The organism is Thermogemmatispora argillosa (genome assembly GCF_059696725.1).
Genome location: NZ_AP019377.1, coordinates 5,093,680 through 5,119,816, shown reverse-complemented (window position 1 = coordinate 5,119,816; position 26,137 = coordinate 5,093,680). Strand labels below are relative to the sequence as shown.

The window sequence follows — 26,137 nt, the reverse complement described above, 5'->3', positions numbered from 1 at the left end:
TTGGTGCCTGTGCGCTGTCCGCTGAGCAGGATGCTGGCCGATGTTGCCGGTCCACTCTCGTGCCACGGCACCTACGGGCCTGATCACAGCTCCGCACTGGGGAATCTCCGTTAGCAGTCGACTGGGAGCCGGGGGGCGAGCGAACGAGCGAGCACAGTATCTGTCCCTGCTAGCAATGATGCAGCGTCGTTTGTTGACCCCACTGAGTACACACAAAGGAGTTTGCATATGGCACGGATTGTAGCCATTACCTCATGTCCGACAGGCATAGCCCATACGTTTATGGCCGCTGAGGGACTCCAGCGCGGCGCCGAGGCCCTGGGCCATACTATTAAGGTAGAGACGCAGAGTTCGGTCGGAGCTCAGAATACTCTGACCCCCGAGGAGATTGCCGCCGCCGATGTGGTGATTATCGCAGCCGATACCAAGGTCGACTTGAGTCGCTTCGGTGCGAAGACCGTTTACGAGACCTCAACCAGCGCAGCCATTAAGGATGGGCAGGCGGTCATCCGGGAGGCGCTGGCTCGTGCCGAAGCTGAGGCGGCCGCGCGCCAGACAGCCACCGGCAGCAGTGCCAGCGGCTCTGCCAGGGCAGAGGCAGGCGAGAGCAGCGACTATCTGACGCGCGTCCAGCAGGCCAAGGCGGCGCGCGCGCAGGCTCGTCGCGGTCCCTATAAGCATCTGCTCACTGGCGTTTCGTATATGATCCCCTTTGTCGTGGCGGGTGGCATCTTGATTGCCCTGGCCTTCGCTATCGCCGGCTATCGCATTGCCTTCTACGATACCTCCAATCTAACCACGTTAACGACTGGTTTTCTTGGGAACCCGCTGCAGTCGCTGGGAGCAGCGCTCTTCGTCATCGGGGCTAAGGCGGGCTTTCTGCTCTTCGTGCCAATCCTTTCGGGCTTCATCGCCTACTCGATTGCCGACCGGCCCGGTATCGCCCCGGGCATGATCGGGGGCGTTCTGGCCAGTCTGACCAACTCGGGTTTCTTGGGCGGCATCATTGCTGGTTTCCTGGCCGGCTATCTGGTGCATTGGATGAACCGCAGCATTCGTCTGCCTAGCAACCTGGCTGGCCTGATGCCGGTGCTGATCCTGCCTTTGCTTGGCTCGCTGATCACCGGCCTGTTGATGCTCTATGTGGTTGGCACACCGGTGGCTCTGCTCAATCAGGCGCTGGTGAACGGCCTGAAGAATCTGCAGGGAGTCAATGCCGCCGTTCTGGGGCTGATTATTGGCCTGATGATGGCCTTCGATATGGGAGGCCCGGTTAATAAGGCGGCGTATGCTTTCTCGACCGGCCTGTTGCTCGACACGCACAATCCCGTCTATCTGCCGATGGCGGCGGCAATGGCCGCCGGGATGACTCCGCCGCTCGGGCTGGCCCTGGCGACTCTGCTCTTTAAGAATCGCTTCACTCCTGATGAGCGCGAGGCCGGTAAGGCCGCCTGGGTGTTGGGTCTCTCCTTTATTACCGAGGGGGCCATTCCTTTCGCCGCTAATGATCCTTTCCGTGTCATTCCTTCGATTATGGTCGGCTCGGCAGTGACTGGAGCGCTCTCGGCTTTCTTCGGCTGCCAGCTCCATGTACCACATGGCGGTATCTGGGTCATGTTCTTGCCGGGCGTAGTGGGCAACCTGCCGCAGTATCTGCTGTCGATCGTCGCGGGCACGCTGGTTACTACTGGAATGCTCTTCGTCCTCAAGCGCCCTATCGCGGTCGAGCAGGAGCGAATGGAGCCGGTCCTGGCTTAAGCTGCGAGCAGGTGGCTACAGCTATAGTGTAGGCACAGCAGGGGAGGCGTGTTCGTTCGTTCGAGCCGTGTTGACGATGAGCGCAGGGGATGAGACGGCTGTCTGACAGGAAGTCAGCGCCGTCTCATCCCAGGTTGACGGTTGGACAGTATAGATAACTATATACCTGTGAGAGGAGAGGGGCCAGACCCGAGCCAGAGAGGAGCCCTGAAAGGCCAGGTTGCTTGTGGAGCAGCCTGGCTTTTCTCACGGTTGCTTTGCGCAGTCATGTCACGGCTGAGCGGGCCGCCGTCAATGAGTCCAGAGGCCCGGCCCTGTGAGGCCACGCGTCAGCTCGGGGTGCCTGTCGGATGGTGTTGACTCGCCCAGATCATGGCTGGCGCGCTGCTCTTTCTCTCTGCTCAGGCCTCCTATCTGGCTGGTGATGGAGGCGTGTGGCTTCTTCCCTCCTTTGCAACCGTTACCGTAATCGTTTACGTAAGTATCTATATTTAGGAGACTTTTGATTGTCAAGAGAGGGACAATAGCAGGCACGATAGAACCGTCGGGATGCTTGTGCTTATGCCGGCGTTTCGGTATACTTATCTCGTAAGCAGGTAACCGAAGCAGGTCACCTGTGATTTCTCACAGAGTAGAGCAGGAACCCGGAGCAGCAAAGCAGAGTAGAGACGACATGAAGGCAGGTTTTTATCGGCCTGCCTGCCTTGAGGCAGTTATGTTCCACATGCAGCGGAGGCGAAAAGCAAACACCTATGGCCCACAAAGTGACGATACTCGATATTGCACGCCTGGCGAAGGTCTCCACGACCACCGTCTCGCGTGTCCTCCATAACAAGCCGGACGTCGACCCGGCGACGCGCGAGCGTATTCTACGCATTGTTGAAGAGCAAGGCTTTGTCCCCAGCATCACCGCAGCCGGGCTAGCTGCTGGACGCAACCCTCTAATCAGCGTGCTGGTGCCGGCTTTGACCTGGCCGCTCATTCCCGAACTGCTGCTGAGCGTGGCCTCTGTTGTAGAAAGCACCTCTTATGAAATGGTGCTTTACAGCATCAGCAGCTCTAACCATGAGCGAGACTGTGGCAAGATCATCGATCGTATTCTTGCCACGCGGCTCACCGCCGGGCTGTTGGCCGTCTTTCCTGGCCAATCGAGCCAACACCTGACGCGGCTACGTCGCCAGGGCTTCCCGGTTGTGCTCATAGATGATCAGAGTCCGCCGCCGGAGGGCATTCCCTGGATTGGGGCTGACAATCGACGCGGCGCCTATGAAGCTACGCGCCACCTGATTGAGCTTGGTCACCGACGCATTGCCCACATTCAAGGACCACTCAAGTACTGTGTCTCCCACGAGCGCTATCAGGGGTACTGCGACGCGCTCCAGGAGGCTGGTTTAGCAGTTGATCCTTCGCTGGTGCTGGAAGGTGACTTTATGCCGGCGGGCGGTCAACGCTGCGCTCTTGATCTCCTCTCGCGGCCTGCCAGCGAGCGACCAACAGCGATCTTTGCCGCCAGCGACTACATGGCCTATGGCGTGATCGCCGCAGCCGAAACACTTGGTCTGCGCATTCCTCAAGATGTCGCGCTGGTAGGCTTTGACGACAATCCGGCCTCGGCTCATCTGCGGCCCGCCCTGACCACTGTGCGTCAGCCGGTGCATGCGATGGGCGAGCAGGCCATCAAGCTGCTGCTAGAGATGATCGAGCAGGAGCAGATGCCGCGACGTCGACGGCAGAGCGCACCCGCCACAGTCGAGGAGCCGCCGCGTGAGGCCCCGCGCCTTGTCCTGCCCACCAGTCTGGTGATCCGCGAGTCCTGCGGGGCGCTGCAGCGCCATCCCTCCGCGCTGCTTCCCGAGGCCTGATCTGCCCTGCCGTCGCTCGCGCATCCTCGCTCGGTCATTCTACCCTGGTCCGAGTTGGCGCTTGCCGCTGTTACTTCCCTCTGCCTGCCTCTGATCTTTTGGCTTTCAGGGGGGCGCCGACCGGGCCAGGTTATCTCTCCCCTCTGTCGGGCCTGGCTCTTGTCTGGCGCCACCCAGAGTGACACTTTTCCCGTCTTGATCGTTGGTCACGCTGGTCCTGGCCGTCCTTTTTCCCGATTTGCTGTCCCTTGACCCCCCCGACTGCACCCGGTAATATTCTTCCTGAAGAGAACCCTAACCCCCCGGCAGGACGTGTTTTCTAATAGAGAAAGTCTTGTCGTTTTCAGGCGTCCAAAGGCAAGCCCCTTCTGGCAATAGCGGGGAGTAGAGAAACGATAAGGAAGGCCCGATGAACACACCGTTTGTCTTCGGCTGGCAGCAGCTTTTGCTTTTCGCCATTGCGGCTCTCGGCCTGGCCCTGCTCATCTACGCCATTCTAGGCCTGGTCCGGGGTGAGAAGGTCTACTACCGTCAGAAGCACCCCTACCGCAGCGATAAAGAAGCCTGGGAACATGGCTGGTATGACCAGCCTCATCGCCGTTTCTTTCGCTATCGGCGGCGCTATCGTATAGGCCACGGCCTCGGTGGGCTAGCCTTGCTGCTGTTCGCCATTCTGTTGCTTTGGCTCACGTCGCTGATGCAGACCTATATCGGGCTGACCGGTGATATCAAGGTGGCCCACGTACGGGCTTATCCGGTCGCTAATATGCCCCACACGATGAATGTCGAACTGATCCTCTATGGCCAGGACGGTAACCAGCTCTCCGATAATTTCTACATCGTGGCCGGTGACGAATGGATGCTTCAGGGAGACATCATCAAGTATCCCTCCTGGCTGAATGTCCTGGGACTCCATTCCGGCTACAAGCTGACACGCCTGGAGGGGCGCTTCGACGATCCTAATCTGGAGGCCAATGCCAAGCACACGGTGGTAGTCCTCAACGGAGGCGATGATAATTTCTTCCAGACCATGCGCAATCAGCGTGGTAGCTGGCTCTCGAATCTGGTCGAGGCCTCCTACGGCAATGCCGTGTTCAACCCGGCTGATGGCAGCTACGACGTCTTTGTCTCACAGACCGGCCTGTGGGCCAAACGTACGTCGTCGTAGTTGACGAGGGATGTATGGGCTGCACTGCAGGCAGGAGCGCCGCGACAAGGCGAGCCAGCTAGCTTCTCCCGTTTTTCGCTCGGGCTGCTGTCGCAGCGCTCTACTCAGGCGAGGAGCCGCCCCTTGACTTAGCGGCAGAGGGCTAGCACTAGCTCACGGGTCTTCTGCCAGGCCGCCGAGCCTGGATCGATGAGGGCAAAGTGATCAACGTCGGGCAACTCGACCAGGGTCGCTTGATCGCCAGCTCTCTGCGCCCGTTCTGCGTAGCTGCGACTGATCTCCACAGGCACACGGTCATCCGCGGTCCCATGAATCAGGACCTGGGGAACACCGAGCGGGAGCAGCGCCGCCGGAGAGGCCAGCCGATAGCGCTCGGGTACATCAGCGGGGCTTCCCCCTAGCAATTCAGCCACAGCGTCACGTCCTAGATGGCGTTGCCAGCCAGCTTCTAGATCGGCTACGCCTGCTAAGCTGACCACACCCCGCAAGGGTAAGGCCTGTTCGGTGGCGAACGACGGCTGCTCTGCGCCGAGGGCTTGCCGCGCTAGTAGGGGTCGGGCCGCTAGCCAAAGAGCAAGCTGTCCCCCAGCGGAGTGGCCAACGCAGACAAGTCGCCTTAGATCAAGGCGATAGCTCTCCGCAACCTGAGGCAGGAAGTCGACGGCCAGGGCCACATCCTGCAGAGTACCTGGCCAGCCACCGCCAGCATCGCCCAGGCGACGGTATTCGATGTTCCAGGTGGCCAGTCCGTGAGCGGTCAGGTCCTTGGCCAGCCCTGTCATGAGGGAGAGGTCGTATGGATTGCGCCAGAAGCCACCGTGAATCAGTACCACTACGGCGTAAGGTCCCGGCGAGGATGGCAGGCGTAGCTCTCCAAAGTGCAGAGGCTGCGAACCATAGTTTAAGCGGATCGTCAGTGGCTCAGGGGCATATTGGTCTGTCGTGCTCATCCGTGGCTCGCTCCTTCTTTGTTGTGGTCGGTTGTCTGGCAAGATCCGACCGACCGATCAGATCCACTATATATCACAAGCAAATGAGGAGCTATCCACTCGTCGCGGATAGCTCCTCAGCCGGGATGGATGCCCGGACGATGCTGGCAGTGAAAGGCCGCGGAAAGGCTTCCCGGCCTCTTGTCCTTGCCTTTAGGACACCTCCGTCGTTAGTCTGGATTCACCTCTGGCGGCTTGCCTGGCACGACGGGCCGCCATTGCTTCGGCATAGCGCACCGGGTCAGGTGTCTCGGGGCGCAGTGAGCGCGTGGCGCGGACCACAAAATGGGCCTCGACGTCATCGGTCTGAAACATCTCTTTGGCGTAGGCAATGGCGTCCTCTTGGCTAAACTCTTTGCAAGAGCAGATATCTATATCTACCTCGCCGTACTCGGGCCAGGCGTGTAGGCTAATATGGCTCTGGGCAATGATCACAAAGCCGGACATGCCGGAGTCGAGCGGATTCGGTGTCTCGATGTCATAGAGATGCACCGGACTCACCTTCTCCATCCCCACCCGCGCCGGGAATTCATCCAGCACACGCCTGAGTAGCGGCTCACTGGTCAAGAGTTCCCGTTTGCAGCCGTACAACTCCAGCATTAAATGCACAAGCATCGGGCTACTCCTCCTGTAGACGTTAAAAGTATGAAATCTGCGAGTCTTCAGCCTCACTCGGCCCAGACTGCCAGGTTAACGACTCGCTGCAATCAATTCAAGTGCCGTTTTGAGCACAAGTGATATTATACGGTAGCAGGTCAACGGAACCACAAGCCGGCTGCGCCTGCGGCCTGGCCTGATATGCTCTCCCGGGGAGAGCCATCAGAGCTGACGCTGAACCAGGAATGCACTTAGCTCCCGAACAATTACTAAGGGGAGCCGCTTCATTGGCCTGCCTCCTCATATGAACGAGTAATGGAACATTATTGTTACAGTATTGCTCCGTATGAGCTTAAGCTTGTGTTCATCCATAAGCGAGTACCCCTCAGTAGCTGGCGCCGCTGATTCCTGCTGTGCCAGCCAGAGCCAGGCGAAGCAGGCATGAGCGCATGACTGACCCACGGGCAGGCGAGCGGGAAGAGATCAGCTCAGCAGTTCGGGGAGGAATGGCGGGCGCTGCATGGCAGAAGCTCAGCCGGGGCGCAGAAGCCCAGAGCCACCGCTCCCCAGCATTCAACAAGCCTGGCGACGAGAGAGCCGCTTTGCTCCCGCCAGCCACGCAGCGCGCCAGTTGCGGGGGCGCTTGTGTGGAGGGAGCCATGTCCTGCCGACCGCCTGGGTCGCCAGCAAGGGGACAGCCTTTGTCCAGTGGACGCGACGGAGCGTTACGCTGGCGCGCCGCTCACGCTCAGGCTTGCTCGCCTTCCAGGCAGCCATCTGAGCGGTGAAGGGCCTGTCCAGATGTCGCCTTTCATTACCCTGGGGCCTGCCTGGATGTGGTCGCACAGACGCCAAGGCCTGTGCCAGGAGGAAGCTACTGGCCGCCGCTTGTCGGTCATCACAGGCCGCAACGCCGCAGAGCGGTGGCTCTCTTCTTAAGGCTGTTTGGGTCGGGTACTGTCCGCTGAAGGAGAAGGCCCGGATAGACCACGCCGAGCCAAGCTCTCCCAGTTCGCTGGGCCACCGGCCTGTTGTCAACCATCCTGGAACCTTGCTCAGCAGGACGCTTTCTTCCTCTTGCAGCAGCTCTCTCAGCGGCAGAGAGAGCCTCTTCCGAGCAGTGACACCGCTGCTCTTCTTGATGAGAGGCTGGCAAGGACCGTACAGTGCGCTTGTCACAAAGAAACGTGCTGCCTCCTGCCAGCACGCCATATGATCAAGCTGCGAAAGAGGGTGATGGTTCGTTGCTACTGCTGCGCCTGCTCTCAGCTGCTTTCTTGCCAGAGGCAGGCGCAGTAAACCACACCGCCGCTTGTGGAAAAGACGTTCTTCCGGCTGCTCGGATTGCTCAGATTGCTCAGACTGTCCGGCTTCTTGTGTCGCTTTATGCTGACGGCGCTGTGTCTGTTGCCGATGATGCTGACTCTGCTGCTGGGCCATAGCGATAGTATTGCCAATCCTTTCCTTCCTGGTCAGGTAGGTGGTAGCGCCGGACTCCGGCAAGGTTGGCTTTTGAGCGGGCGAGCATATATGCATGTGAATTGCCCGCTCTTTTTGGTCCTGGTCCTGTGATAAGGCTTATCGGCCAGGCCGGGCAGGCCTGTTTTGCCTGCTACTCTCTATCTTGCTGTCTGCTTGTCACTCTCATGGAGCTGGCGTTTTCCCGCGCCAGGCCCCAGCTTATTCAATCATGGCGCGACGAATCTCGATGATTTGATCGCGCAGCTCAGCAGCTTTTTCGAACTCTAGCTGCTTGGCGGCGGCCCGCATCTGGGCTTCCAGATTCTTGATCAGGCGTAGGGCCTCCTCTTTCGGGATACCGGCCAGGGCTACCGCCGCTTCTCGCTCCTGCTGACCCTCCTCTGTTCCAGCTCCGCTCATGGCTTTGATGCGCTCTGATAGCGTTTTGACGCCTTTCTTGATGCCGCGCGGAGTGATCCCATGCTGCTCATTGTAGGCCATCTGCAGACGGCGGCGGCGGTTGGTCTCATCGATGGCCCGCCGCATGGAGCCGGTGATCGTATCGGCATACATAATGACGGTGCCTTCAACGTGACGGGCGGCCCGCCCGATCATCTGAATGAGCGAGCCTTCCGAACGCAAGAAGCCTTCTTTATCGGCATCAAGGATGGCCACCAGCGAGACTTCTGGGAGATCCAGCCCTTCGCGCAGGAGATTGATGCCCACCACTACGTCGTAGACCCCCAGACGCAGATCGCGCAGGATATCGACCCGCTCAATGGTGTCAATCTCCGAGTGAAGGTAATGCACCTTGATATTCAGCTCCTGCAGGTAGTCGGCCAGATCCTCGGCCATCTTCTTTGTCAGGGTAGTGACCAGGACACGCTGTCCTTTCTCGACGCGCTTGCGAATTTCAGCTACCAGATCATCGATCTGGCCCTGCGTCGGGCGCACGAAGATTTCGGGATCAACCAGCCCCGTCGGGCGAATGATCTGCTCGACAATGGCTTCGCTATGCTCGTATTCATAAGGGCCAGGTGTGGCCGATACAAAGATAGCCTGGTTGATCTGGCGTTCGAACTCGGCGAAGGTTAGCGGGCGATTATCAAGGGCCGAAGGCAAACGGAAGCCATAGTCGACCAGCACCTGCTTACGCGAGCGATCTCCCTCGTACATGCCGCGCACCTGGGGCAGAGCAATATGCGACTCATCCACTACAAGCAGGTAGTCGTCGGGCATATAGTCGAGCAGCGTCCAGGGCGGCTCACCTGGGGCACGTCCTGAGAGATGACGCGAATAGTTCTCAATACCAGAGCAGATGCCGGTTTCGCGCAGCATCTCAATGTCGAAATTTGTCCGCTGCTTCAGGCGCGCTGCCTCTAGCAGCTTGCCCTGAGCCTCCAGCTCAGCCAGACGCTCCTGTAGCTCAGCCTGAATCGACTCTATAGCGCGGTTGAGACGCTCGCGAGTCGTGACCCAGTGCTTGGCTGGGTAGATGTCCAGCCGCTGCCGCCTTCCCAGCACTTCCCCAGTCAGGGGATCGATCTCCGTCATGCGCTCAATCTCGTCGCCAAAGAATTCGATCCGGACGGCTACATCCTCATAAGCCGGGAAGATCTCCAGTACATCGCCGCGCACACGAAAGCGCCCACGAGTAAAGTTGGTGTCGTTGCGTTCATACTGAATCTCGGTGAGATGGCGCAAAATTTTATCGCGTCGCCGCTCCTCACCAACACGCAGCGTCAATACCACTTCGCCGTATTCTTCAGGGCTGCCCAGGCCGTAGATGCAGGAGACCGAGGCCACGATCAGGACATCGCGTCGCTCAAAAAGGCTGCGGGTCGCCGAGAGGCGCAGCTTCTCTATCTCTTCGTTGAGGAGGCTCTCTTTCTCGACATAGGTGTCGGTGCGTGGAATATAGGCCTCCGGCTGATAGTAGTCGTAGTAAGAAACAAAGTATTCTACTGCGTTATTCGGAAAGAATTCTTTGAACTCGCTATAGAGCTGCGCCGCTAAGGTCTTATTGGGGGCCAGGACTAATGTCGGTCTCTGCACCTGCTCGATGACCTTGGCGATCGTATAGGTTTTACCGCTGCCAGTGACCCCTAGCAGTGTCTGCATGCGATAGCCTTTTTTCAGACCCTCGACGAGGGCCGCTATGGCCTGCGGTTGATCACCGGTTGGCGTAAACGGCGCTTCTACTTTGAACTCAGGCACAGGTTTTGCCCCCCTCACGTCTCTCAGCGCTTGCGTGCTACGCTTGTCTTTGTTCTCTTCGGCTTGGGCTGATGGCTGAGCCTCCAAAAGTCCTCACCATTATATCATCTTCTCCTCGTTGTAGCGACCCCTTTTTATCTGGCTGTCCAGCGGATTCGCGATGCTGGCTCAGCTTTAGTTGTTACTCTGGCCCCCTTCTCCAGATGGCCGCTCTCAGGCGGTAGGAATTCAGTGCCAGAAGCGAATTGCTCTGCGTTGACAGGCCATTATGCTACAATGGTAGCGAGAGGGGCAGGGGCTTGCTCCCTGCCCTTGTCAGCGCCAAGCCCAGAGAGAGAGCAGCCCACCCAAGGAGTCTTTGCTTATGGCGCAGGATTCGCCATTGTCGTCTTGTCCCCGCTGCGGCGCTCCGGCGAGGCCCAACCAGCGTTTCTGTCCGAGCTGTGGTCTCAGCGCTGAGGAAGCTTTTCGCTATTTGAGCGCCCAGAGAGCGCAGCCATCATCAGCGTCGCCCCTGCTGACCGCTCCCGCTCAGCGGGCGAGCGCTTCGCCTTCGGTAACGATGCGCTCGCTCGTCAGGCGCCTTTCGTGGCGGAGCTGGTGGCTTCCCATCTTGCTCGTCGTTGTGCTTCTGGCTGCCCTGAGCTATGTCGCCGCTGGCTTCGCCGGCGCTCCGCTGCCCGGCTTTCGCAGCTCAGCGCAGGGACCGGTGACCACGCGCATGCTCAATACGACCGTGACTTATGCCAGCGCACGTTTGACTATCCAGCGCGTCCAGCAGGCTCAGACTTTTGACGATGATCCGCGAGCTACCTCAGATGGTATGCTGCGTATCTTCTTACATGAAGAGAACTCTACGAACTACACGATCGCTTATAATCTCTACCAGTGCGCTCACGTGCTTGTGCCTGGCAAAGGGGAGCAGGCCCCGCTGTTGGTCACGGCCAATGGTCCGCTGGCTCCCAAGGCAAGCCGCAACAATCTGTTGGATTTTGCGGCCCCTTTCAATGTGCCCCTCAGTCAGCTCGTGCTGCGCTTGGGCACGGATAACGAGGCCCAGATGGACATTCCGTTGACGAGTAAGCCAGATCTTTCACGCTACGCTCCCCGTAGCGTGAAGCTGAATACGCAGCTTCAGTATTTTGGGCTGAATTGGACGGTTACAGAAGCTACGCTGACCTGGAGCGCTGACGGGCAGCAAGCTCCTCGGAATAAGGTTTTCTTGACTTTGACGCTGACTGCCGACAATACTCTAGCCCAAACAGCTATTCCTGGTTCGCCATATGACTATATCCGTCTGGAGACGGAGGATGGGAGCCGCATCGCCCCAAGTTATAGCACACTGCCTGTGGCCTTCGCCCAGGGCGCTAACGGTCAGGGCGGTACCGTCACTTTTCTTGTTCCGCAAAAGAGCCAGCAATTGACGCTGATCATGGGCCAATCCGGCAGCGGCATGCAAAGCGCCAGCGCTACCATTCATCTGGCTTCTTAGCTCTCCTCTCGCCTGCTTATCCAGGCAGCCCGGGGATGGCCATCCCCGGGAGTGTGCTGCGCGCAAGCCCCTGAGCCGGAGAAGGCAAAAAGACTACAAGAAATCAACCAGACGAGCGGTGCAATCAGCAAGAAGTGCGTGTCCCTGGAAGGAGGTCAAGCCTTCCAGGGACAACGAGCAGTTACGTTCCACAGGAGCAGCGAAAAGTAGTGATTGTCTGCCTGATCCGGGGCGGGGCTTAGCTGGCTGGAGCGCAAGGCGCTCAGTCCAGGAGGAAGCTGCCCATCAGTTCACGCCTGAGCGCAGCCTTGCTTTCCTCATCCAGGGTCGTGGGCGATGGTGACGTAGCCTGGCCTGGGGCCTGACCCGGCCATTGCTCGCGCCCCTGGCCTTCGCCCTGGTACCTAGCCGCAGGGCCGGCTGAGCCGGCCTCAGGAGCGGTGGCCGGCATGGTCCCTAGCGGACCCGTGGCAGCGGCCGCGAATTCATCAAGTAACATCTCTTCGAGGTAGGAAGGCGAGAGCCGGGGACCTTGCGGCGTCGGAACCTGAGCCGGGGGCACCGGCTGAGCCATTTGTTGGGCCTCCAGTGGCCCGATGGAAGCCCGGATCTGCATGATTTCTGGGGGGCGCCCATCAGGGACAGTCGGTGCTCCCCCCCGTTGGTCTTGTCCCCCAGAGCGCCCCTCCGGTAGCTCCTGCATTGGTTGATACGCTGGTGTTGATCTGTATTCAGACTGCACCGCAGCCGCCGGCAGAGGCTCGGGGATCTGCTGCCCCGCAGCTCCCGATACGGCCAGGGGATAGCGCACCCCCAAAATCTCCACAAAGATTCCACGTCCTTCGCGCAGATCGGCTAGTTGCTGGCGCAGCTCGCGATTCTCTCTTTCAAGCTCTTCTAGCAGACGTTGTTGCGCATAAATTGCTTCTAAGAGACGATCAAAGGTATCGCCACTTGCGGTCATAACTTTCAGCTTCTCCTCTCCAGTTGCAGACCTGACGATCCGATCATCCACGACCAACCGCTGCCCGCGATCTCTGGAGACAGACAAGATAGAGATAGATGATCTCCTTTCATTGGCTACTTCTTCGCAGACAGACTAACGAACTGACTTTCGCTCCCCCGATTGAGATAAGCATCACTCTCTAGTCTTGCCTTGTCCAGGCGCTCCGCTCAGCCGGCCACTCCGCACCGCCTCTGCTAACAGCCACCAGGCAGGCAGACAGACGCGCCTGTCACCAGGTCTGTCCGACCAGTGAAACAGCCTGATTACCCGAGAAACATTTCTTTGGCTTAGAACGGTTGAGGGACAGCGAAGTAACAATGGTTGGGCTTTGCTTCATAGCTCAGAGTGGGGCGTTTTCCCCTTGCCCCGGGTTGAGATTGCATGTTACAGTTATAGCCGGAATGACCGACGCGCCGGCTCAGGTGCCTGCCCCTTATGGGGAGTACCAAAAAGGGGGAGGCACAATCTACGATCCTCTGAGCTCAGCTAAGGACTCTACAATGCAGGATTCGGTGACACAGGCAGCAACAACAGACCAGTCGCAGGAGCACCACGCAGGCCGTGGCCGTCTCGGTCCTCTGCTTTGCTGGGCAGTCGTCTTTGCCGACATCGGTACCTCAGTGTACTATACGCCCGGCATTCTCTACGTTACTGTGGGGAAACTGGCCGGGTTCTTTGTCCTCCTTACGATGGTTGTCTTTGTGCTGTTGACGCTCAAGTACGCTGAGGTCTCGGCTCGCTTTCCCCAGGGCGGTGGGGTGGTGAGCGTGGCAGCCCATGCGCTGAACCCGTGGTTCGGAGCCTTGGGCGGCATGTTTATTCTTGTCGACTACTTCTTGACGGCAGCCTTGAGCTGCCTCTCGGGCATCTTTTATTTCAGCGTGGTCTTTCCCGCCTTGGGGCCTAATGCTCTCTGGATTACGATAGCCGTTTTGACTCTGCTGGGTATCCTCAATTGGGTCGGCATCACAGAGAGCGCCACGGTGAGCCTGGTTGGAGCGGTGATCTCCTTCGTAAGCGACCTGGCTATTCTTTTCACGGTTTTCAGCCATGTTTCTCCGGCTGAGGCGCTCCATCTGTTTGAGAGCATGTTCGCCGGCAATGCCGTGACACCTGTCAAGTTGCTGGTTGGTTTCGGGGGCGCCTTCCTGGCTTTCTCAGGTTTGGAGAGCATCTCGCAGCTATCACCGGTGATGAAGACTCCTCGCAAAAAGGTCGCCAGTCTGGCCCTGCTGCTGGTCGTGGTGACAATCGGCCTCACTAGCCCCCTCCTCACAACTTTCTCTACGCTCCTGCAGCCTCAGGAGGCAGCTGATCCTCTTAAGAATAGCCAGCTCGTTTCCTTGCTGGCTGGTCACTGGGGCAATTTCTGGCTGCAGACCGAGGTAGCGATCAGTGCCAGTGCTCTCTTGGTCTTTGCGAGCAATACGGCCATTATTGGTGCTTACCATGTCTTTATGGCCCTCTCGCGCATGGAGTTTCTGCCTTCCTTTGTGCTGAAGCGGAACCGCCTGCGCGGTACTCCTCACTATTCGATTGCGCTGGCCACCGGCGTTCCCATTGTGGTTTTGCTGCTCGTTCATGGGCAGTTGGATCTGCTTGGTGATATGTACGCCTTTGGCCTGCTCGGCGCTTTCTCGTTGACCTGCCTGGGCCTGGATGTGGTTCGCTGGCGGGAACGGCGTGCGGCTCGCAATCGGGCCAGGGCGCTGGCGGAGCTGCAGCATAGCAGCCAGAATGGCCATGCTCCAGGGGAGCCAGGCCTCACGCTGGCCCCGGATGGCAGCGCGGTTCTCAATGGCCACCATGAGCGGCAGGCCGCAGAACGGCCCTCCCACGGTGAGATTGTAGAGAGTTCTGAGCGTTCATATGAGGGCTGGCGCGGCCTCTGGTATACGGTTGATTTCTATCTGGGGGTCGCTACGACCTTTCTGGTGACTCTGGCTTGGTCGATCAATTTGGTGGCGAAACCCCTGGCTACGGCCTTTGGCGGCTCGGTCGCTTTGCTGGGCATGGGCGTGGCTTTCTATAACTATCGCAGCCATCGCTTGATGGGTCGCTTGCCTGTGCCCGTGACTACGATTGAGGATCATCTCCACGGCTCCATTCTAGCAGTGTTGACCGCCAATAATCCTCATAATGAGGATGTGATCCGCACGGCGATCCACAGTGCTGATGGCCGCCCGGTGGTCTTCCTCTATGTCGGGGAGCCACGGGTCGCTCGCACGCCGCGTCTCTTCGAGGTGGTTGATCCCTATCTTGAGGATGAGCAGGCCAAGGAGCTGTTCGGCAAGGCTGAAAGTCAGGCTCGCCGCGCTAAAATCAGTACCCGCCGCTATGTCTATCGTCCCTACGAGCCTGGGACGATTGCCCGCGTCTGGCAGATCGTTCATCCTCATGATACGATCGTTCCTGCTGACGAGGTGCCCAGGATCGAGGACATCAATCCCGACCGCATCAGCTACGAGATCACTCCCGGTGGCGGCATGCAGGTCGCGCACATGGTAAAGCGCTGGTAGGGTAGGTAGGGCCATGTCATATGGAGAAGAGCGACGGTGGCCGTTGCTCAGCCTGTTTGGCTCACTTAGTCGCTTGCGGGCCCGGCTCGCTCCGCTGATGTGGGCTGGGCGGACAGCTTTGTCATTCGCACCGGTCAGGATCGCCGTTTCAGGCGTGATACAATAAAGGTTGTGAACTTTCTCTAGCTGAGCTACGCTTACTGACCCTGTTTACCGACGTATTTGTCGCTGTTGATGGAGGAAGGAGTAACACGTATGAATGAGCGCATTCGCGAGATTCTGAGCTGGTACGCTGGTGAGAATCCCGGCGTCTTAACCAATTTGGCCCGTATTCTGAATCATGGCCGTCTGGGCGGAACCGGTAAGCTGGTTATTCTGCCCGTTGATCAGGGCTTCGAGCATGGCCCTGCCCGAAGCTTCGCTCCGAATCCGGCTGGCTATGACCCCCGCTATCACTTCCAGCTTGCTATCGAGGCGGGCTGTAATGCCTACGCCGCTCCGCTGGGCTTTTTGGAGGCCGGTGCTGCCGAGTTTGCCGGTGAGATTCCTTTGATCCTTAAGTGCAATAACCATGACCTGCTCTATGAGTCGCGCGATCCTTTGCCAGCCCTGACTTCTAGCGTGGAGGACGCTTTACGCCTGGGCTGCTCGGCTATCGGCTTCACCATCTACCCCGGCTCGGCGGCTCGCGATACCATGTATGAGGAGCTGCGCGAGCTGACCCGCCAGGCCAAAGCTCACGGGCTGGCTGTGGTCGTCTGGTCCTATCCGCGCGGTAGCGGCCTGAGCAAGGAAGGCGAGACGGCTATCGATGTGGTGGCCTATGCGGTGCATATCGCCGCCCAACTCGGGGCCAACATTATCAAGGTGAAGCTCCCCAGTGAGAAGATCGAGAAGCCGGAAGCGCAGAAGGTTTACCAGAAGTATGAGATTCCGATTGCCACGCTGGCCGATCGCGTGCGCCATGTGGTGCAGAGTGCCTTTAATGGTCGCCGAATTGTGATCTTCTCGGGCGGGCCGGCTGCCGCCGATGAGCAGGTCTTCGAAGAGGTGCGCGCCATCCGCGACGGCGGTGGCTTTGGTTCAATCATTGGACGCAATTCTTTCCAGCGGCGCAAGGATGAGGCTCTGCGCTTCCTGAGCACTGTGATGGGTATCTACGAAGGGTCTATCCGCTAGTTCGGCTGGGAGATTGGGCCAGCCAGAGCGCTGGCCTTGCAACCGCAACCGCGCGGTTGAGTGCCTGCCCAGGTAGGGCTGGCCGTCAGAGTGGCCAGCCCTTTTTGTTGTCGATTGCATGGAATGAGCGCAGCCTCTTCACCCCAGTGCCAGCCTGGTTGTCTCTTCGTCGTTAGCTAGCGTGCTCCGCGCACCTGCGTGATGGCAAGCGTGCCGATGGCAAAGTAGAGGGTGGTGACGGCAAAAAGGACAGTATAGCCCAAATGATTGGGCAGGCTCTGTAAGAGCTGGAGAATGACGCCCCCGATGGCCGTCCCAATGACCTGGGGCAGAATGCCCATCATTGACCAGAAGCCCATGAATTTGCCGGCTTCATTGGTTGGCGGGAGCACGTCTGTCGTGAGAGCCCAGTCCACGCTTGTGTAGGCCCCAAAGCCAATGCCGAAGATGAGGGCCGCAATTAAGGCTCCGTACTGGGTCTGGAAGAAGATAAAGACCAGACAGACAATGGCCATCATTGCGCCCGAGAGATAGACCAGTCCTTTTCGTCCCCAGTGGTCCGAAGCCCAACCGCCAATGATCGAGGTCAGCAGGGCTGTGAGGAGAAGCGCGGGCTGAAAGACCAGGCCATTGAAGAACTCCCCCGAGAAGGGCGTGTTGTAGATGATGGTGCGTACCCCTGGCCCGCCTAGCACATTGTCAAAGTAGTATTGCAAGAAGTAGTAGACGGTCCAGATGCCCATCATGACAAGGAGCCTGGCCAGGAGAACCCAGGCCATGTCAGGATAGTCCAGGGGATTGAACAGGAAGCGCTTGATAAAGCGCCTGAAGCTGAAGCGCTCTTGAGTCTCGGCGGAAAGGGGCGTCTCTTTGACGGTGAGAACCGTATAGATGACGAAGATAATCTGAACGGCAGCGATGATCAGGAAGATTTCGACAATCTCGTGGCGATAGAGGGGAAGAGGGTCATGTTTGTTGACAATGGCCCCGGCGACCAGGGAGCCGACGGCTGTACCGAGGAGCGAGAGCAGTCCGTTGAAGCCAGCGGCAAGGCCGCGCTGGTTCTGGGGCACCTTATCGGCGATGATGGCGCTCCAGGGCGAGTTGGCGACGTTGTTTGCGATCTGGAGAAGAATGAAGAGGATAGCAAAGAGGATGAGCAGCGCCGTGGAGCTGGCCCAGCCGGGAGCGAAGGCGAAGGCCACGAGCACGATGATATTGAAGACGGTGCCGATGATCATGAAGGGACGCCGCCTTCCCATGCGGAAGGTGGCGTAGTCCGAGATAGCTCCGATCAGTGGATTGACTATGACAGCGACTATGGTCCCCCACAGGACAACGGTGGTCAGGTTGATGGCCTCCTGGCTGACTGGCAGGAATTTGGCCACCATGCTGGGGATAACAATGGCAAGGAGTGCTTGCCAGTGAAAGTTGTTGGCGAACCAGAAGACGTTGATATTGATGTGTTCAAGCAGCGATACTCGACGGGTGACAAGCTCTGCAGTCGCCGCGGCACTCATGGCCACTTCGCCTGAGTCTCTGCCAATTTCCATGAGGTTCCTCCCTCTCTTTGGTCCTGGCTTGCCGGTCGGTCTGGCTGTCTGCCTGCCTGGGGGTCTGGCCTGGTTCGGCTAATGCAGGAGGAGAGCCTGAGAGTGCGGGTGAGGGTGCTCTTCCAGCACTGGTGGCTCAGCTCTGCCTCTCGCTCTGCCTGTGCTTATAGCAAGACTGTACCCCCTCCTCTACGATCTGTCAAGTCTGCGCGCGCTATGCCCTCTTTTGCATGCATCCGCGAGATACTTGACGCTCCGCTTGCTGGCTGGCATCCTTTTTCTGTATAGAGCAGGAGCGCTTAGATGCGCACGTCCATTGCTGGCGTCCGGCGTTGCCTGGCCCGCTCTGGCTCCAGTCTGGCAAGGAAGGTTACTCTGATGCGCTTTCCTCTCTTTGAACGGCGCCGTAGTGCGCCCTGGCGTATTTTTGCCGCCTGTTGGACTTTGCTGATTCTGACGGTGCAGTATACCAACTATAGTCCGTTGATCCCGGAGCTACGGGCAACGCTGCACATTAGCGCAGGTGAGGTTGGCCTATTTTCAACGCTGCTTTTCCTCGGTCTCACGCTGGCCTATTTGCCGGCGGGGATGTTGATCGATCGCTACGGTGCTCGCCCGGTGTTGCTGGCCTCGACTTTGCTGGCTACCTGCGGGGCTGTGCTGCTGCCTCTGGTGCCGCAATTCGGCTGGCTGTTGGCTATGCGACTTGTGACAGGGTTAGGCATCGGCGGGGCTTTTGTGGCAGGCGCCAGTGTGGCAGCCGGGAGCGGTCGCCTGGCGGCGCTGGGCCAGGGCCTCTATGGTGGCTCGACCCAGGTCGGCGCAGGCCTGGGTTTATTGCTGACTCCTTATCTCGCGCGGCTGGTCGGATGGCGTGGCGCTTTCTTTTGTTGGGGCCTGCCGGGCTTGCTCGGGGCGGCGGTCTGGCTTCTGGTGGAGGTCGAGGAGCAGCGCCCGCGGCGTCAAGGGGGACTGAGAGATGGGCTGCGCTCGGGGGCTGTCTGGAGCCTGGGCCTGGCACATATGGGCACGTTTGGCCTGGGTAATGCGATTGCTACCTGGATTGCGCTCTATCTGGTGCAGTTGGATCATTTGCCTTTGACGCTGGCGGCTACCTGCGGCTCTCTGGTTCTGCTAAGTGGGATGCTGTTCCGCCCACTGGGGGGCTTCATTCTCGGACGACGCTGGCTGGAGAGCATCGCTCTGGTACGCTTGATGGCCCTGCTCTGCTGTGTGGGAGTTGTCTGTCTGGCTTTGCCGTGGCATTCTGCTTTGTTAAGCTGGATCGGTATTGTTTTCACTGCGATTGGCTCTAGCGCTCCCTACGCGGCGATCTTTAATGAGGTCGCTGCCTTGCGCAGTGTTGGCAAGGGTGTGGCTCAAAGTCTGGTGAGCGTGATCTCTTCACCCACGCTGATTATGGGTCCCCCCCTGATTGGTTTCTTGCTCGATCAGACAGCCAGCTATAGCGCCGCCTTTGGCACGATGCTGCTCTTTAGTGCAGTGGCCATCGTCTCTGCGCTGGCTGCAGGGCCAGCCACTGCCCGCGAGCGTTGGGAAGTAGGCTACGCAGTGGCCGATTCTGTCCAATCTCCTGCGACTGGCAAGCCTTCTCCTTCCAGGCGCAGCGAGTGAGCCGCACCTGATCTTTGGTCTGCTACGTGCCATCTGCAGTGTCCGCTCAATTGGAGTCTTTCTCAGCAAAGTACTTGACAAATGGCAAAAGAGTAGGGTATCATAATTGCCGTCAGCTGTTGGGTTGCGGCTGACCCAGCAGATGACTTACGGGGCGCATTCGTCTAGCGGTCTAGGACACCGCCCTCTCAAGGCGGAGATCACGGGTTCAAATCCCGTATGCGCTACTCCTCTTCTCGCCCGAGGCTCTTGTCTGACCGCGCCTCGGGCTTTTTATTTGGCCCCCTCTCCGCACTCGTTCCCCTTTGCCGGCATGGCGGGATCTGATGGCCCAGACTCTCCTGGTTCGCCAGCTCTCATCACGGCTCTTTGAAATTGTGGAGGTTGCCCACCAGGTACTCTTGACAGCGGGCTAAGAATCGGGTATCATAACTGCCGTCAGCTGTTGGGTTGCGGCTGACCCAGCAGATGACTTACGGGGCGCATTCGTCTAGCGGTCTAGGACACCGCCCTCTCAAGGCGGAGATCACGGGTTCAAATCCCGTATGCGCTACTCCTCTTCTCGCCCGAGGCTCTTGTCTGACCGCGCCTCGGGCTTTTTATTTGCCGGCAGGAGACTCTCTCACATTACTGTCACTGGTCGGAGGGGGATGGTCCTTTTCTCTTCTCGTTAAGGCCGGCTTTTGCTATAGTTATTAACAGGGCACCGCACCTGTTACGTGTAACGGGGCACTGTACCATCTGGTTGGCGACACTGGCTCCCGGCTTAGCCAGTGGGCGCCAGATCGCGGACAGCAGGATCTCGCTCTCCTGCTCCTTTGCTATCTCTCCACGATGAAAGGGATGTTTTTTCTATGTATAAAAAGGTTGTTACGGGTCTGGTCCTGCTAGGAATCCTCACACTCGTCCTGGCGGCCTGCGGCATCCGCGATACCGCTGCGGGCGCAGCTAACACCGGTCCGACGGTGAAGATGAGTTCTACGGCCTTCGAGGTCGCGCAGATTACTATCAAGAAGGGCCAGGCCCTTACCCTGGTGGATGATGTGGCTGTGCCGCATGTGATTAAAAACGGCACCTGGAAAGGCTCCACTCCCCAGGTGACAAAGGAAGCTGGCGCCCCAACGGTGGATCTGAATTTCAATGGCGTTCAGGGTGAGAGCGCCACGACTCCGCCTTTCACAACCGCTGGCACCTTTCACCTGGTCTGCACTATCCACCCCAATATGCAGCTAACTGTCATCGTCCAGTAGTCGCCAGACAGGTAAGGCCGCTAGCAGGCCAGCCAGGATGAGTAAGGCTTGTGTGAGCAGGACATCGCTTCGTAGAAGGGAGAGGGCCGGGTCGCCTGAGATCACTCTTGCCTGTCATTGAGGACAGGAGTCCTCTGGCCCTCCGGCCCTCGGATTTAGTCCCCCGACTGTTCTTTTGGCCCGTCTATTGCCCGAGCTTTCCTTTTGTGCTAGCACTGCTCTCCCCCTTTCTTCAGCCTCCCCCCCTCTTCTCGGCGCTTTTTCCAGGCCAGCTAGCGACCACAGAGACTGCGCAGCCGCCGTCATCTGCTCGCTAGTACTTTTTGTCACAAGCAGACGCCGATCCGCAGATGACCCAGGCACGTATGCTATACTCAAGTCAGTCTTAAGCAGCGGCCTCTCCGCCAGCAGAGACATACTGGCTGAACTGTAGAGCAGTTGCGCCTATCTCTGTAGATGATGACTGATGAAGAAGATATTGACTTCTTCCGCCTATAGCTTTGCTCTGAAGTCCGGTGCTCTGATTTTGTTCTTAGTGCTGTGTGCGGTAATCGTTGCCTGCGGTAACAACAGCTCACAGGCAAACCTGGAAGGGCCCAGTGTGACCGCTACTATTGTCTTCGGCTCAAACGATTCTCCCACGCCAGCCCTGCCAGACTATCTCTGCGGCGCATGGGCAACGGATACCTCGCCGCAGATCAACAGTGGAAAGATGATTATGGTATACGCGAAATTTGTGCATACCGTCGATGGGAATCCCGTGGGAGTAGGAGATGCAACTGCGACAGCTACTGTGCGCTGGTGGGATGGCAGTGTGACTACTCAGACGGTTCAGACGACTAGCGATGGTCTGGCGGTCTTCTCGATCCCGCCTCGGGCGGATGCGGTCGGCAAGATGACGCTGGTGAATGTGACATTTAGTAAAGCTGGGACGCCCGGCTGTACTGTGCCCCAGGCCGCTTATTTTACTATCTCCGGTGGCGGTACGGCGGTCGCTACGCAGACGGCTAGCCCCCAGGCGACCAGCGGCCCAACTCAGGAGACGCCAACGCCAACGGCTACTTCTACGGCTGTGCCGTTCCCAACCGTGACGATCACGGTGACGATCCCTGTTGGCCCGCCGCACGGCACAACTACTCCTTCTCCCTAATGGCGCCTTTGCTCAGCCATTGGTAGGACAGCGTGCGCTCACAGGGCTTGTGCGTTAGGACCCGGCCCATTCGTTAGGATCGCTCTGCATAAGCTGGGTGCGGTCAGTCCCACGGGCCGGGTCTTTTTTCTCTTGCTTGGTTGGTCCGTGCTCACTTCAGGCGCTTCCTTTGCCACTGTCTTGAGGAGAGACAAGTTGCTCTCCCTTGAAACCTCTCCTGATTCGGGACATAATTGCTGTAGAGAGAACTGTACCGGCGTGATATGCTTCTATCTTGCTGCTCCTTCAAGCAGGTTAAGAAGCGTGCTATACTGTGTTGTGATGGATTGTGTTTGCTGTCATCTCTCCATAGACTAAGACGCAGGACATTCCAGGTACATTTAGATGAATTAGGAAAAGTACTATGACACGCTCTTCAGAGGAGAGGCCAGCCGAGCAGCGTCCCCCTACCGCCGCCGAAAGCCAGCCCTCAGCCAATCAGCATGAGGCCGCTACTACCAGCACCCTTAAATCGTGGCCCGCCGGCTCGGGCCGGGAGATAAGCCTGGCTCAGGTGCGCAATCTTCAGCGCCAGCTTGCTTTGCTGCGCGAGGAGAATAGACGTCTCCGTAGCGAGCTGGCTGAGCAGCGTGCTGAGCTGGAGCGCCTGGTTGCAGCCTATAACGCCCAGCAAGCAAGCTTTGATGAGGAGCTGGCAGCACTCAAGGAGGGACATCAGCGGCAAATTGAGCAGTATCAGACCCATCTCCGCGATATGCTGGCCGAAAATCGTCAGCTCCAGGCTGAGAAACAGCGTATACAAGAGAAGTATAAAGAGCTGCAAAGGAATTATCAGCAGGCAGTCGAAGAAGAGGCCCATAAGATGATCGCCGAGGCGGCCAATACGATCATCATGCGCCCTGAACATGTCCCTTCTTTGCTGCAGGATGTCAAGAAGACTATTGAGCTTCAGATACGGCAGGAAGAGGATGAGCAGGCCGCTGCGACGCTCTATTTGATCCGCGATGCGCAGCGTCGGGCCCGTCAGCTTGAAGAGGAGCTGGCTCGCGAGAGAGAGCACATTGCCGCTGAACGTCAGCAGCTGCTGCAGATGCAGCAGAGCATTCGAGAACAGGCTGAGCTGCGCTATAAGACTCTGGCCGCTCATCTCGGGGGGCGCTGGTCTTTGGCTGTGACGCTCTCCGTCATTCTTCTCCTTGTCCCTCTCCCTGTGCTTCAATCCCTGTTCTATTTCGTTCTACACTTTTCTTCAGCCATTTCTCTTTATGTTCCTATTCCAATTTGCATCGGATTAGTTGCTCTCTTTGCACGCATTCGCGCTGCAATGGCAACATACTATTCTAGTGCTCCACGCAAGTCTTCAACTTCTAAAACATGATGTATTCCAGGTATTCATGGGGGTAGTCAGGCCCAAGTCCCATCTATGCATTTTCCCTTTCCTGATATCTTGTATAACAGGCAATCATAAATTACTCTAGACAATTTTTTATTCTTCATGTACCCTATACAAGGGGAGAGGCCTGGCTCCCCCTTCTGGAGTCGCTCCCCCGTTCGTGGCAAGGAAGGAACGGAAAGGGGAAGGTTATGCCAAATCTGGTACAACTGGCACGGGCTACCGAACAGGACGAGATCATTAACGAGGTCTGCGACTTCGCCAGCAAGCTGGCCAGTGCCCTTCACGAGCCGCCCTGCTACTGGACTGCCGCTATGCTCCGCAAGTGCTACCAGCAATCATACGCCGCCTTTGTCGAGGCCCAGCGTTCGACCTGGGAGCAGCAACGGCGCTGGTGGGTGATCTATTATGCCGATATGGCTCTCTATGCACTCTGCTGTCGCGCAGAGGGAAGCGCGGAGGAGTTGGAGGACTTTCAGGGTATCACCCAGGCTCTTAATCGCACACATGGCTATCGGATCACTTTGCGCCAGGCAGCGCATGCCGCGATTGCTCGTCATTCACTCTACTTGCGCGGTTCCGTACCTTCGCGCGAAGAGAGCCGGCGCGCAGTGCTGGAGGCTCTCCAGATCGAAGCGTGACGCGGGCTGGCTCGCCATCTTTTTCGGGCCCCTACCACTACGTTGGGCCGGGCCGCCGCCAGTGCCTTCGCTCGCCCGCCTTTTTCGCTCGCTCTGGCAGCCCGGCCTCCCTGATCAGCTATCCCTATTGCCAGCGACCACAGGCGACGGGTGCAGCAGGCGGCCTTTACAATAGCTTGAACAGCCGGAGCCGGTCGCGCCGGCACAATGAAGCTTCTTCGCCTCGTCAGGAGTGTATTACGTTGGGACCAGGCCAGGGCAGGACTGCGAGCGGTTTGCCTGTCCCCCTTGATACGCACGCTCCTCTTTCTCCTCCTCAGCCTGGTCTCGCTGGTTCTGGTGGCCTATTACCGCCCGCTGCTATGGATGCAACTGGGTCCTCCGCCAGCGTTTGTCTTACCAAGGGATATTTCCGTCGTTTTCAATGATAGACTGCGTGTTTGCTGGGCTGATAGTGGCAGGCTCTTCCCTTCCCCTTGCTACAATTACCTGGGGAAGACCGGCTCTTTGCCCGACCCGCAACGTCTCAGAGCTGCGTTGAAGCCCAAAGACCGGCTCAGATGTCAACTCAAGGAAGCAGGAGAGACTTTGATGGCCAACGATGAGCGCGGACAACATGCGCAATTGCAACAGCAACAGGCACAGTCTTCGCTTCAGTCTCATGTGATCTGGCAGGATGGGATTCACCCGGAGCCTTGTATTATCGTGATCTTTGGGGCCACGGGCGACCTGACGCGGCGTAAGTTGCTTCCAACCCTGGCCCATTTGATGCACGCCCATCCCCAGCCAGAAAGCTTTCTAGTAGTAGCTTTTGCCCGTCGCCCTTTCTCTGAGGAGCAGTGGCGCCAGTTCGTGGTAGAGACACTGGCAGAGAACAGTCCTCCCGAGCTTGGGCTAGATGAAGCGGCCAGGCAGGCCTTTGCTCAACGTACCTTCTATTGCCAGGCAAATTTGAGCGAGTCTGCAGGATACCAGCAGCTTGCTCAGCTGCTAGAGCGCTTAGATGAGCAGTATCAGACTCGCGGAAACCGCATCTTCTATCTGGCTATTCCCCCCGATCTGTATGCCCCGGTGGTCCACAAGCTCGGCGAAAACGGTCTGCTTCACCGACCTCACGGTGGTCATCGCACCAACCAGCCTGGCCCCTGGAGTCGCGTGATTATCGAGAAGCCTTTCGGTCGCGATCTCCATTCCGCCCAGAAGCTCAATCGCGAGATTGCTCGCGTCCTGCATGAGGATCAAATCTACCGCATTGATCACTACCTGGGGAAAGAGACGGTGCAGAATATTCTGGCTATGCGCTTTTCTAACGGTATCTTTGAGCCGCTCTGGAACCAGAAATATATCGACCATGTGCAGATTCTGGTCGCGGAGGAGGTCGGCATCGGAGGGCGTGCCGAGTACTACGACGAGGCCGGGGCGATTCGCGATATGGTCCAAAACCATATCTTGCAGGTGCTTTGCCTGACGGCAATGGAACCCCCTGTCGCCTTTGAGGCCGATGCGATTCGCGATGAGAAAGTGAAGCTGCTGCGCGCTATCCCTCCTCTCACTCCCGAGGAGGTGGCGCGCCAGGTGGTACGGGGGCAGTATACGCGCGGCACAATCAATGGCCAGGAGGTCCCCGGCTATCGCGAGGAGACAGGTATTCCTGCCGATTCGGCAACAGAAACGTTCGTGGCCCTCAAGCTCTTTATCGAAAACTGGCGCTGGGCCGACGTGCCGTTCTATATCCGTACGGGGAAACGCCTGCCAAAACGCAGCACTGAGGTCACTATTCAATTTAAGCGCGTGCCTCATCTACTCTACAAGCCTAGTGAGGCCCGCGAGCTGGTTCCTAACCGTCTAACAGTGCACATTCAGCCAGAAGAGGGGATCACCTTGAAGTTCGGGGCGAAGGTGCCCGGCGCTGCTCAGCGGCTTACCTCGGTCGATATGACTTTCTCTTACGCCACGGCTTTCCGTATGGAGCCGCCCGACGCCTATGAGCGCCTGATTGCCGATTGTATGCTCGGCGACTCAACCCTATTTATCCGCCGCGATGAGATTGAGACAGCCTGGCGCATTATCGACTCTATTACAACGGCCTGGCAGCAGATGCCTGCCGAAAGCGTCCGCCCTTATGCCGCCGGTACCTGGGGACCTCCCGAAGCGGAGGAGCTGATCCGGCGCGATGGCCGCCAGTGGGACACGCCTTGACGTTCAGCCCACAGGGAGAAAAGAAAGGCATGAGCCGAGACTCAACCCCTGCGCACAAACCCCAGGGG

Annotated in this window: 19 protein-coding genes and 2 tRNA genes; 16 read left to right on the top strand and 5 right to left on the bottom strand. The window is 58.3% G+C overall.

The window, feature by feature from the left end; genetic code table 11:
* Positions 1-228 precede the first annotated feature (228 nt).
* The 3 genes from AC6H1L_RS19980 (at position 229) to AC6H1L_RS19970 (ending at position 4,788) form a co-directional block, all read left to right on the top strand.
* The gene (locus tag AC6H1L_RS19980) at positions 229-1,758 is read left to right on the top strand and encodes a PTS fructose transporter subunit IIC (protein ID WP_497599209.1); all 1,530 of its coding nucleotides are present in this window, start codon (positions 229-231) and stop codon (positions 1,756-1,758) included.
* 752 nt (positions 1,759-2,510) lie between these two features.
* Positions 2,511-3,620: a LacI family DNA-binding transcriptional regulator gene (locus AC6H1L_RS19975; RefSeq protein WP_497599208.1), complete on the top strand. Its 1,110-nt coding sequence runs from the start codon at positions 2,511-2,513 to the stop codon at positions 3,618-3,620.
* A gap of 409 nt (positions 3,621-4,029) precedes the next feature.
* Entirely contained in the window at positions 4,030-4,788 is a 759-nt protein-coding gene (locus AC6H1L_RS19970) for a hypothetical protein (protein ID WP_497599207.1), read from the top strand.
* 128 nt (positions 4,789-4,916) lie between these two features.
* Here AC6H1L_RS19970 and AC6H1L_RS19965 read toward each other — a convergent pair whose 3' ends face one another.
* Together AC6H1L_RS19965 and AC6H1L_RS19960 are read right to left on the bottom strand one after the other, a co-directional pair.
* Positions 4,917-5,738, bottom strand: a complete 822-nt coding sequence (locus tag AC6H1L_RS19965) for an alpha/beta hydrolase family protein (RefSeq protein ID WP_497599206.1) — start codon at positions 5,736-5,738, stop codon at positions 4,917-4,919.
* Between the two features lie 192 nt (positions 5,739-5,930).
* Positions 5,931-6,392 (bottom strand): S-adenosylmethionine decarboxylase family protein, encoded by a 462-nt coding sequence (locus AC6H1L_RS19960; protein WP_497599205.1) that lies wholly within the window; start codon positions 6,390-6,392, stop codon positions 5,931-5,933.
* Positions 6,393-6,894: 502 nt separating this feature from the next.
* Between AC6H1L_RS19960 and AC6H1L_RS19955 the strand changes: the two genes are divergently transcribed.
* Together AC6H1L_RS19955 and AC6H1L_RS19950 are read left to right on the top strand one after the other, a co-directional pair.
* Entirely contained in the window at positions 6,895-7,155 is a 261-nt protein-coding gene (locus AC6H1L_RS19955; RefSeq protein ID WP_497599204.1) for a hypothetical protein, read from the top strand.
* 533 nt (positions 7,156-7,688) lie between these two features.
* Positions 7,689-7,946: a hypothetical protein gene (locus AC6H1L_RS19950; RefSeq protein ID WP_497599203.1), complete on the top strand. Its 258-nt coding sequence runs from the start codon at positions 7,689-7,691 to the stop codon at positions 7,944-7,946.
* Between the two features lie 108 nt (positions 7,947-8,054).
* On the opposite strand, the gene uvrB is transcribed toward AC6H1L_RS19950, so the two are convergent.
* A complete protein-coding gene (uvrB, locus tag AC6H1L_RS19945; RefSeq protein ID WP_497599202.1) occupies positions 8,055-10,052 on the bottom strand; it encodes an excinuclease ABC subunit UvrB in 1,998 nt (665 codons plus the stop codon).
* Positions 10,053-10,416: 364 nt separating this feature from the next.
* Here uvrB and AC6H1L_RS19940 point away from each other — a divergent pair, with 364 nt between their 5' ends.
* Entirely contained in the window at positions 10,417-11,544 is a 1,128-nt protein-coding gene (locus AC6H1L_RS19940) for a zinc ribbon domain-containing protein (protein WP_497599201.1), read from the top strand.
* Between the two features lie 262 nt (positions 11,545-11,806).
* Here AC6H1L_RS19940 and AC6H1L_RS19935 read toward each other — a convergent pair whose 3' ends face one another.
* Positions 11,807-12,508, bottom strand: a complete 702-nt coding sequence (locus tag AC6H1L_RS19935; RefSeq protein WP_497599200.1) for a hypothetical protein — start codon at positions 12,506-12,508, stop codon at positions 11,807-11,809.
* Between the two features lie 542 nt (positions 12,509-13,050).
* Here AC6H1L_RS19935 and AC6H1L_RS19930 point away from each other — a divergent pair.
* Together AC6H1L_RS19930 and AC6H1L_RS19925 are read left to right on the top strand one after the other, a co-directional pair.
* The gene (locus AC6H1L_RS19930; protein WP_497599199.1) at positions 13,051-15,069 is read left to right on the top strand and encodes an APC family permease; all 2,019 of its coding nucleotides are present in this window, start codon (positions 13,051-13,053) and stop codon (positions 15,067-15,069) included.
* Between the two features lie 255 nt (positions 15,070-15,324).
* Entirely contained in the window at positions 15,325-16,248 is a 924-nt protein-coding gene (locus AC6H1L_RS19925; RefSeq protein ID WP_297159617.1) for a class I fructose-bisphosphate aldolase, read from the top strand.
* Between the two features lie 176 nt (positions 16,249-16,424).
* Here AC6H1L_RS19925 and AC6H1L_RS19920 read toward each other — a convergent pair whose 3' ends face one another.
* Entirely contained in the window at positions 16,425-17,801 is a 1,377-nt protein-coding gene (locus AC6H1L_RS19920) for an MFS transporter (RefSeq protein WP_497599198.1), read from the bottom strand.
* 303 nt (positions 17,802-18,104) lie between these two features.
* Here AC6H1L_RS19920 and AC6H1L_RS19915 point away from each other — a divergent pair, with 303 nt between their 5' ends.
* The 8 genes from AC6H1L_RS19915 (at position 18,105) to zwf (ending at position 26,069) form a co-directional block, all read left to right on the top strand.
* The gene (locus tag AC6H1L_RS19915; RefSeq protein WP_497599197.1) at positions 18,105-19,436 is read left to right on the top strand and encodes an MFS transporter; all 1,332 of its coding nucleotides are present in this window, start codon (positions 18,105-18,107) and stop codon (positions 19,434-19,436) included.
* Between the two features lie 153 nt (positions 19,437-19,589).
* Positions 19,590-19,663 (top strand) — tRNA-Glu (locus tag AC6H1L_RS19910).
* A 252-nt stretch (positions 19,664-19,915) separates the two neighbouring features.
* A tRNA-Glu gene (locus AC6H1L_RS19905) sits at positions 19,916-19,989 on the top strand.
* A gap of 301 nt (positions 19,990-20,290) precedes the next feature.
* A complete protein-coding gene (locus tag AC6H1L_RS19900; RefSeq protein ID WP_497599196.1) occupies positions 20,291-20,686 on the top strand; it encodes a cupredoxin domain-containing protein in 396 nt (131 codons plus the stop codon).
* Between the two features lie 466 nt (positions 20,687-21,152).
* Entirely contained in the window at positions 21,153-21,836 is a 684-nt protein-coding gene (locus tag AC6H1L_RS19895) for a hypothetical protein (protein ID WP_497599195.1), read from the top strand.
* Between the two features lie 403 nt (positions 21,837-22,239).
* Positions 22,240-23,214, top strand: a complete 975-nt coding sequence (locus tag AC6H1L_RS19890) for a hypothetical protein (RefSeq protein ID WP_497599194.1) — start codon at positions 22,240-22,242, stop codon at positions 23,212-23,214.
* A gap of 206 nt (positions 23,215-23,420) precedes the next feature.
* On the top strand, positions 23,421-23,870 hold the full coding sequence (locus AC6H1L_RS19885) for a hypothetical protein (protein ID WP_497599193.1): 450 nt from the start codon (positions 23,421-23,423) through the stop codon (positions 23,868-23,870).
* A 591-nt stretch (positions 23,871-24,461) separates the two neighbouring features.
* Positions 24,462-26,069 carry a glucose-6-phosphate dehydrogenase gene (gene zwf / locus AC6H1L_RS19880; protein WP_497599192.1) on the top strand — a complete coding sequence of 536 codons (1,608 nt, stop codon included), beginning with the start codon at positions 24,462-24,464 and terminating at the stop codon, positions 26,067-26,069.
* The last annotated feature ends 68 nt before the right edge of the window (positions 26,070-26,137 follow it).

What these genes read in the sequence shown, in the direction of transcription:
- AC6H1L_RS19980 (WP_497599209.1), top strand. Translation starts at nt 229, where the DNA reads ATGGCACGGATTGTAGCCATTACCTCATGTCCGACAGGCATAGCCCAT.
- AC6H1L_RS19975 (WP_497599208.1), top strand. Translation starts at nt 2,511, where the DNA reads ATGGCCCACAAAGTGACGATACTCGATATTGCACGCCTGGCGAAGGTC.
- AC6H1L_RS19970 (WP_497599207.1), top strand. Translation starts at nt 4,030, where the DNA reads ATGAACACACCGTTTGTCTTCGGCTGGCAGCAGCTTTTGCTTTTCGCC.
- AC6H1L_RS19965 (WP_497599206.1), bottom strand. Translation starts at nt 5,738, where the DNA reads ATGAGCACGACAGACCAATATGCCCCTGAGCCACTGACGATCCGCTTA.
- AC6H1L_RS19960 (WP_497599205.1), bottom strand. Translation starts at nt 6,392, where the DNA reads ATGCTTGTGCATTTAATGCTGGAGTTGTACGGCTGCAAACGGGAACTC.
- AC6H1L_RS19955 (WP_497599204.1), top strand. Translation starts at nt 6,895, where the DNA reads ATGGCAGAAGCTCAGCCGGGGCGCAGAAGCCCAGAGCCACCGCTCCCC.
- AC6H1L_RS19940 (WP_497599201.1), top strand. Translation starts at nt 10,417, where the DNA reads ATGGCGCAGGATTCGCCATTGTCGTCTTGTCCCCGCTGCGGCGCTCCG.
- AC6H1L_RS19935 (WP_497599200.1), bottom strand. Translation starts at nt 12,508, where the DNA reads ATGACCGCAAGTGGCGATACCTTTGATCGTCTCTTAGAAGCAATTTAT.
- AC6H1L_RS19930 (WP_497599199.1), top strand. Translation starts at nt 13,051, where the DNA reads ATGCAGGATTCGGTGACACAGGCAGCAACAACAGACCAGTCGCAGGAG.
- AC6H1L_RS19925 (WP_297159617.1), top strand. Translation starts at nt 15,325, where the DNA reads ATGAATGAGCGCATTCGCGAGATTCTGAGCTGGTACGCTGGTGAGAAT.
- AC6H1L_RS19920 (WP_497599198.1), bottom strand. Translation starts at nt 17,801, where the DNA reads ATGGAAATTGGCAGAGACTCAGGCGAAGTGGCCATGAGTGCCGCGGCG.
- AC6H1L_RS19915 (WP_497599197.1), top strand. Translation starts at nt 18,105, where the DNA reads ATGCGCACGTCCATTGCTGGCGTCCGGCGTTGCCTGGCCCGCTCTGGC.
- AC6H1L_RS19900 (WP_497599196.1), top strand. Translation starts at nt 20,291, where the DNA reads ATGTATAAAAAGGTTGTTACGGGTCTGGTCCTGCTAGGAATCCTCACA.
- AC6H1L_RS19895 (WP_497599195.1), top strand. Translation starts at nt 21,153, where the DNA reads ATGAAGAAGATATTGACTTCTTCCGCCTATAGCTTTGCTCTGAAGTCC.
- AC6H1L_RS19890 (WP_497599194.1), top strand. Translation starts at nt 22,240, where the DNA reads ATGACACGCTCTTCAGAGGAGAGGCCAGCCGAGCAGCGTCCCCCTACC.
- AC6H1L_RS19885 (WP_497599193.1), top strand. Translation starts at nt 23,421, where the DNA reads ATGCCAAATCTGGTACAACTGGCACGGGCTACCGAACAGGACGAGATC.
- zwf (WP_497599192.1), top strand. Translation starts at nt 24,462, where the DNA reads ATGGCCAACGATGAGCGCGGACAACATGCGCAATTGCAACAGCAACAG.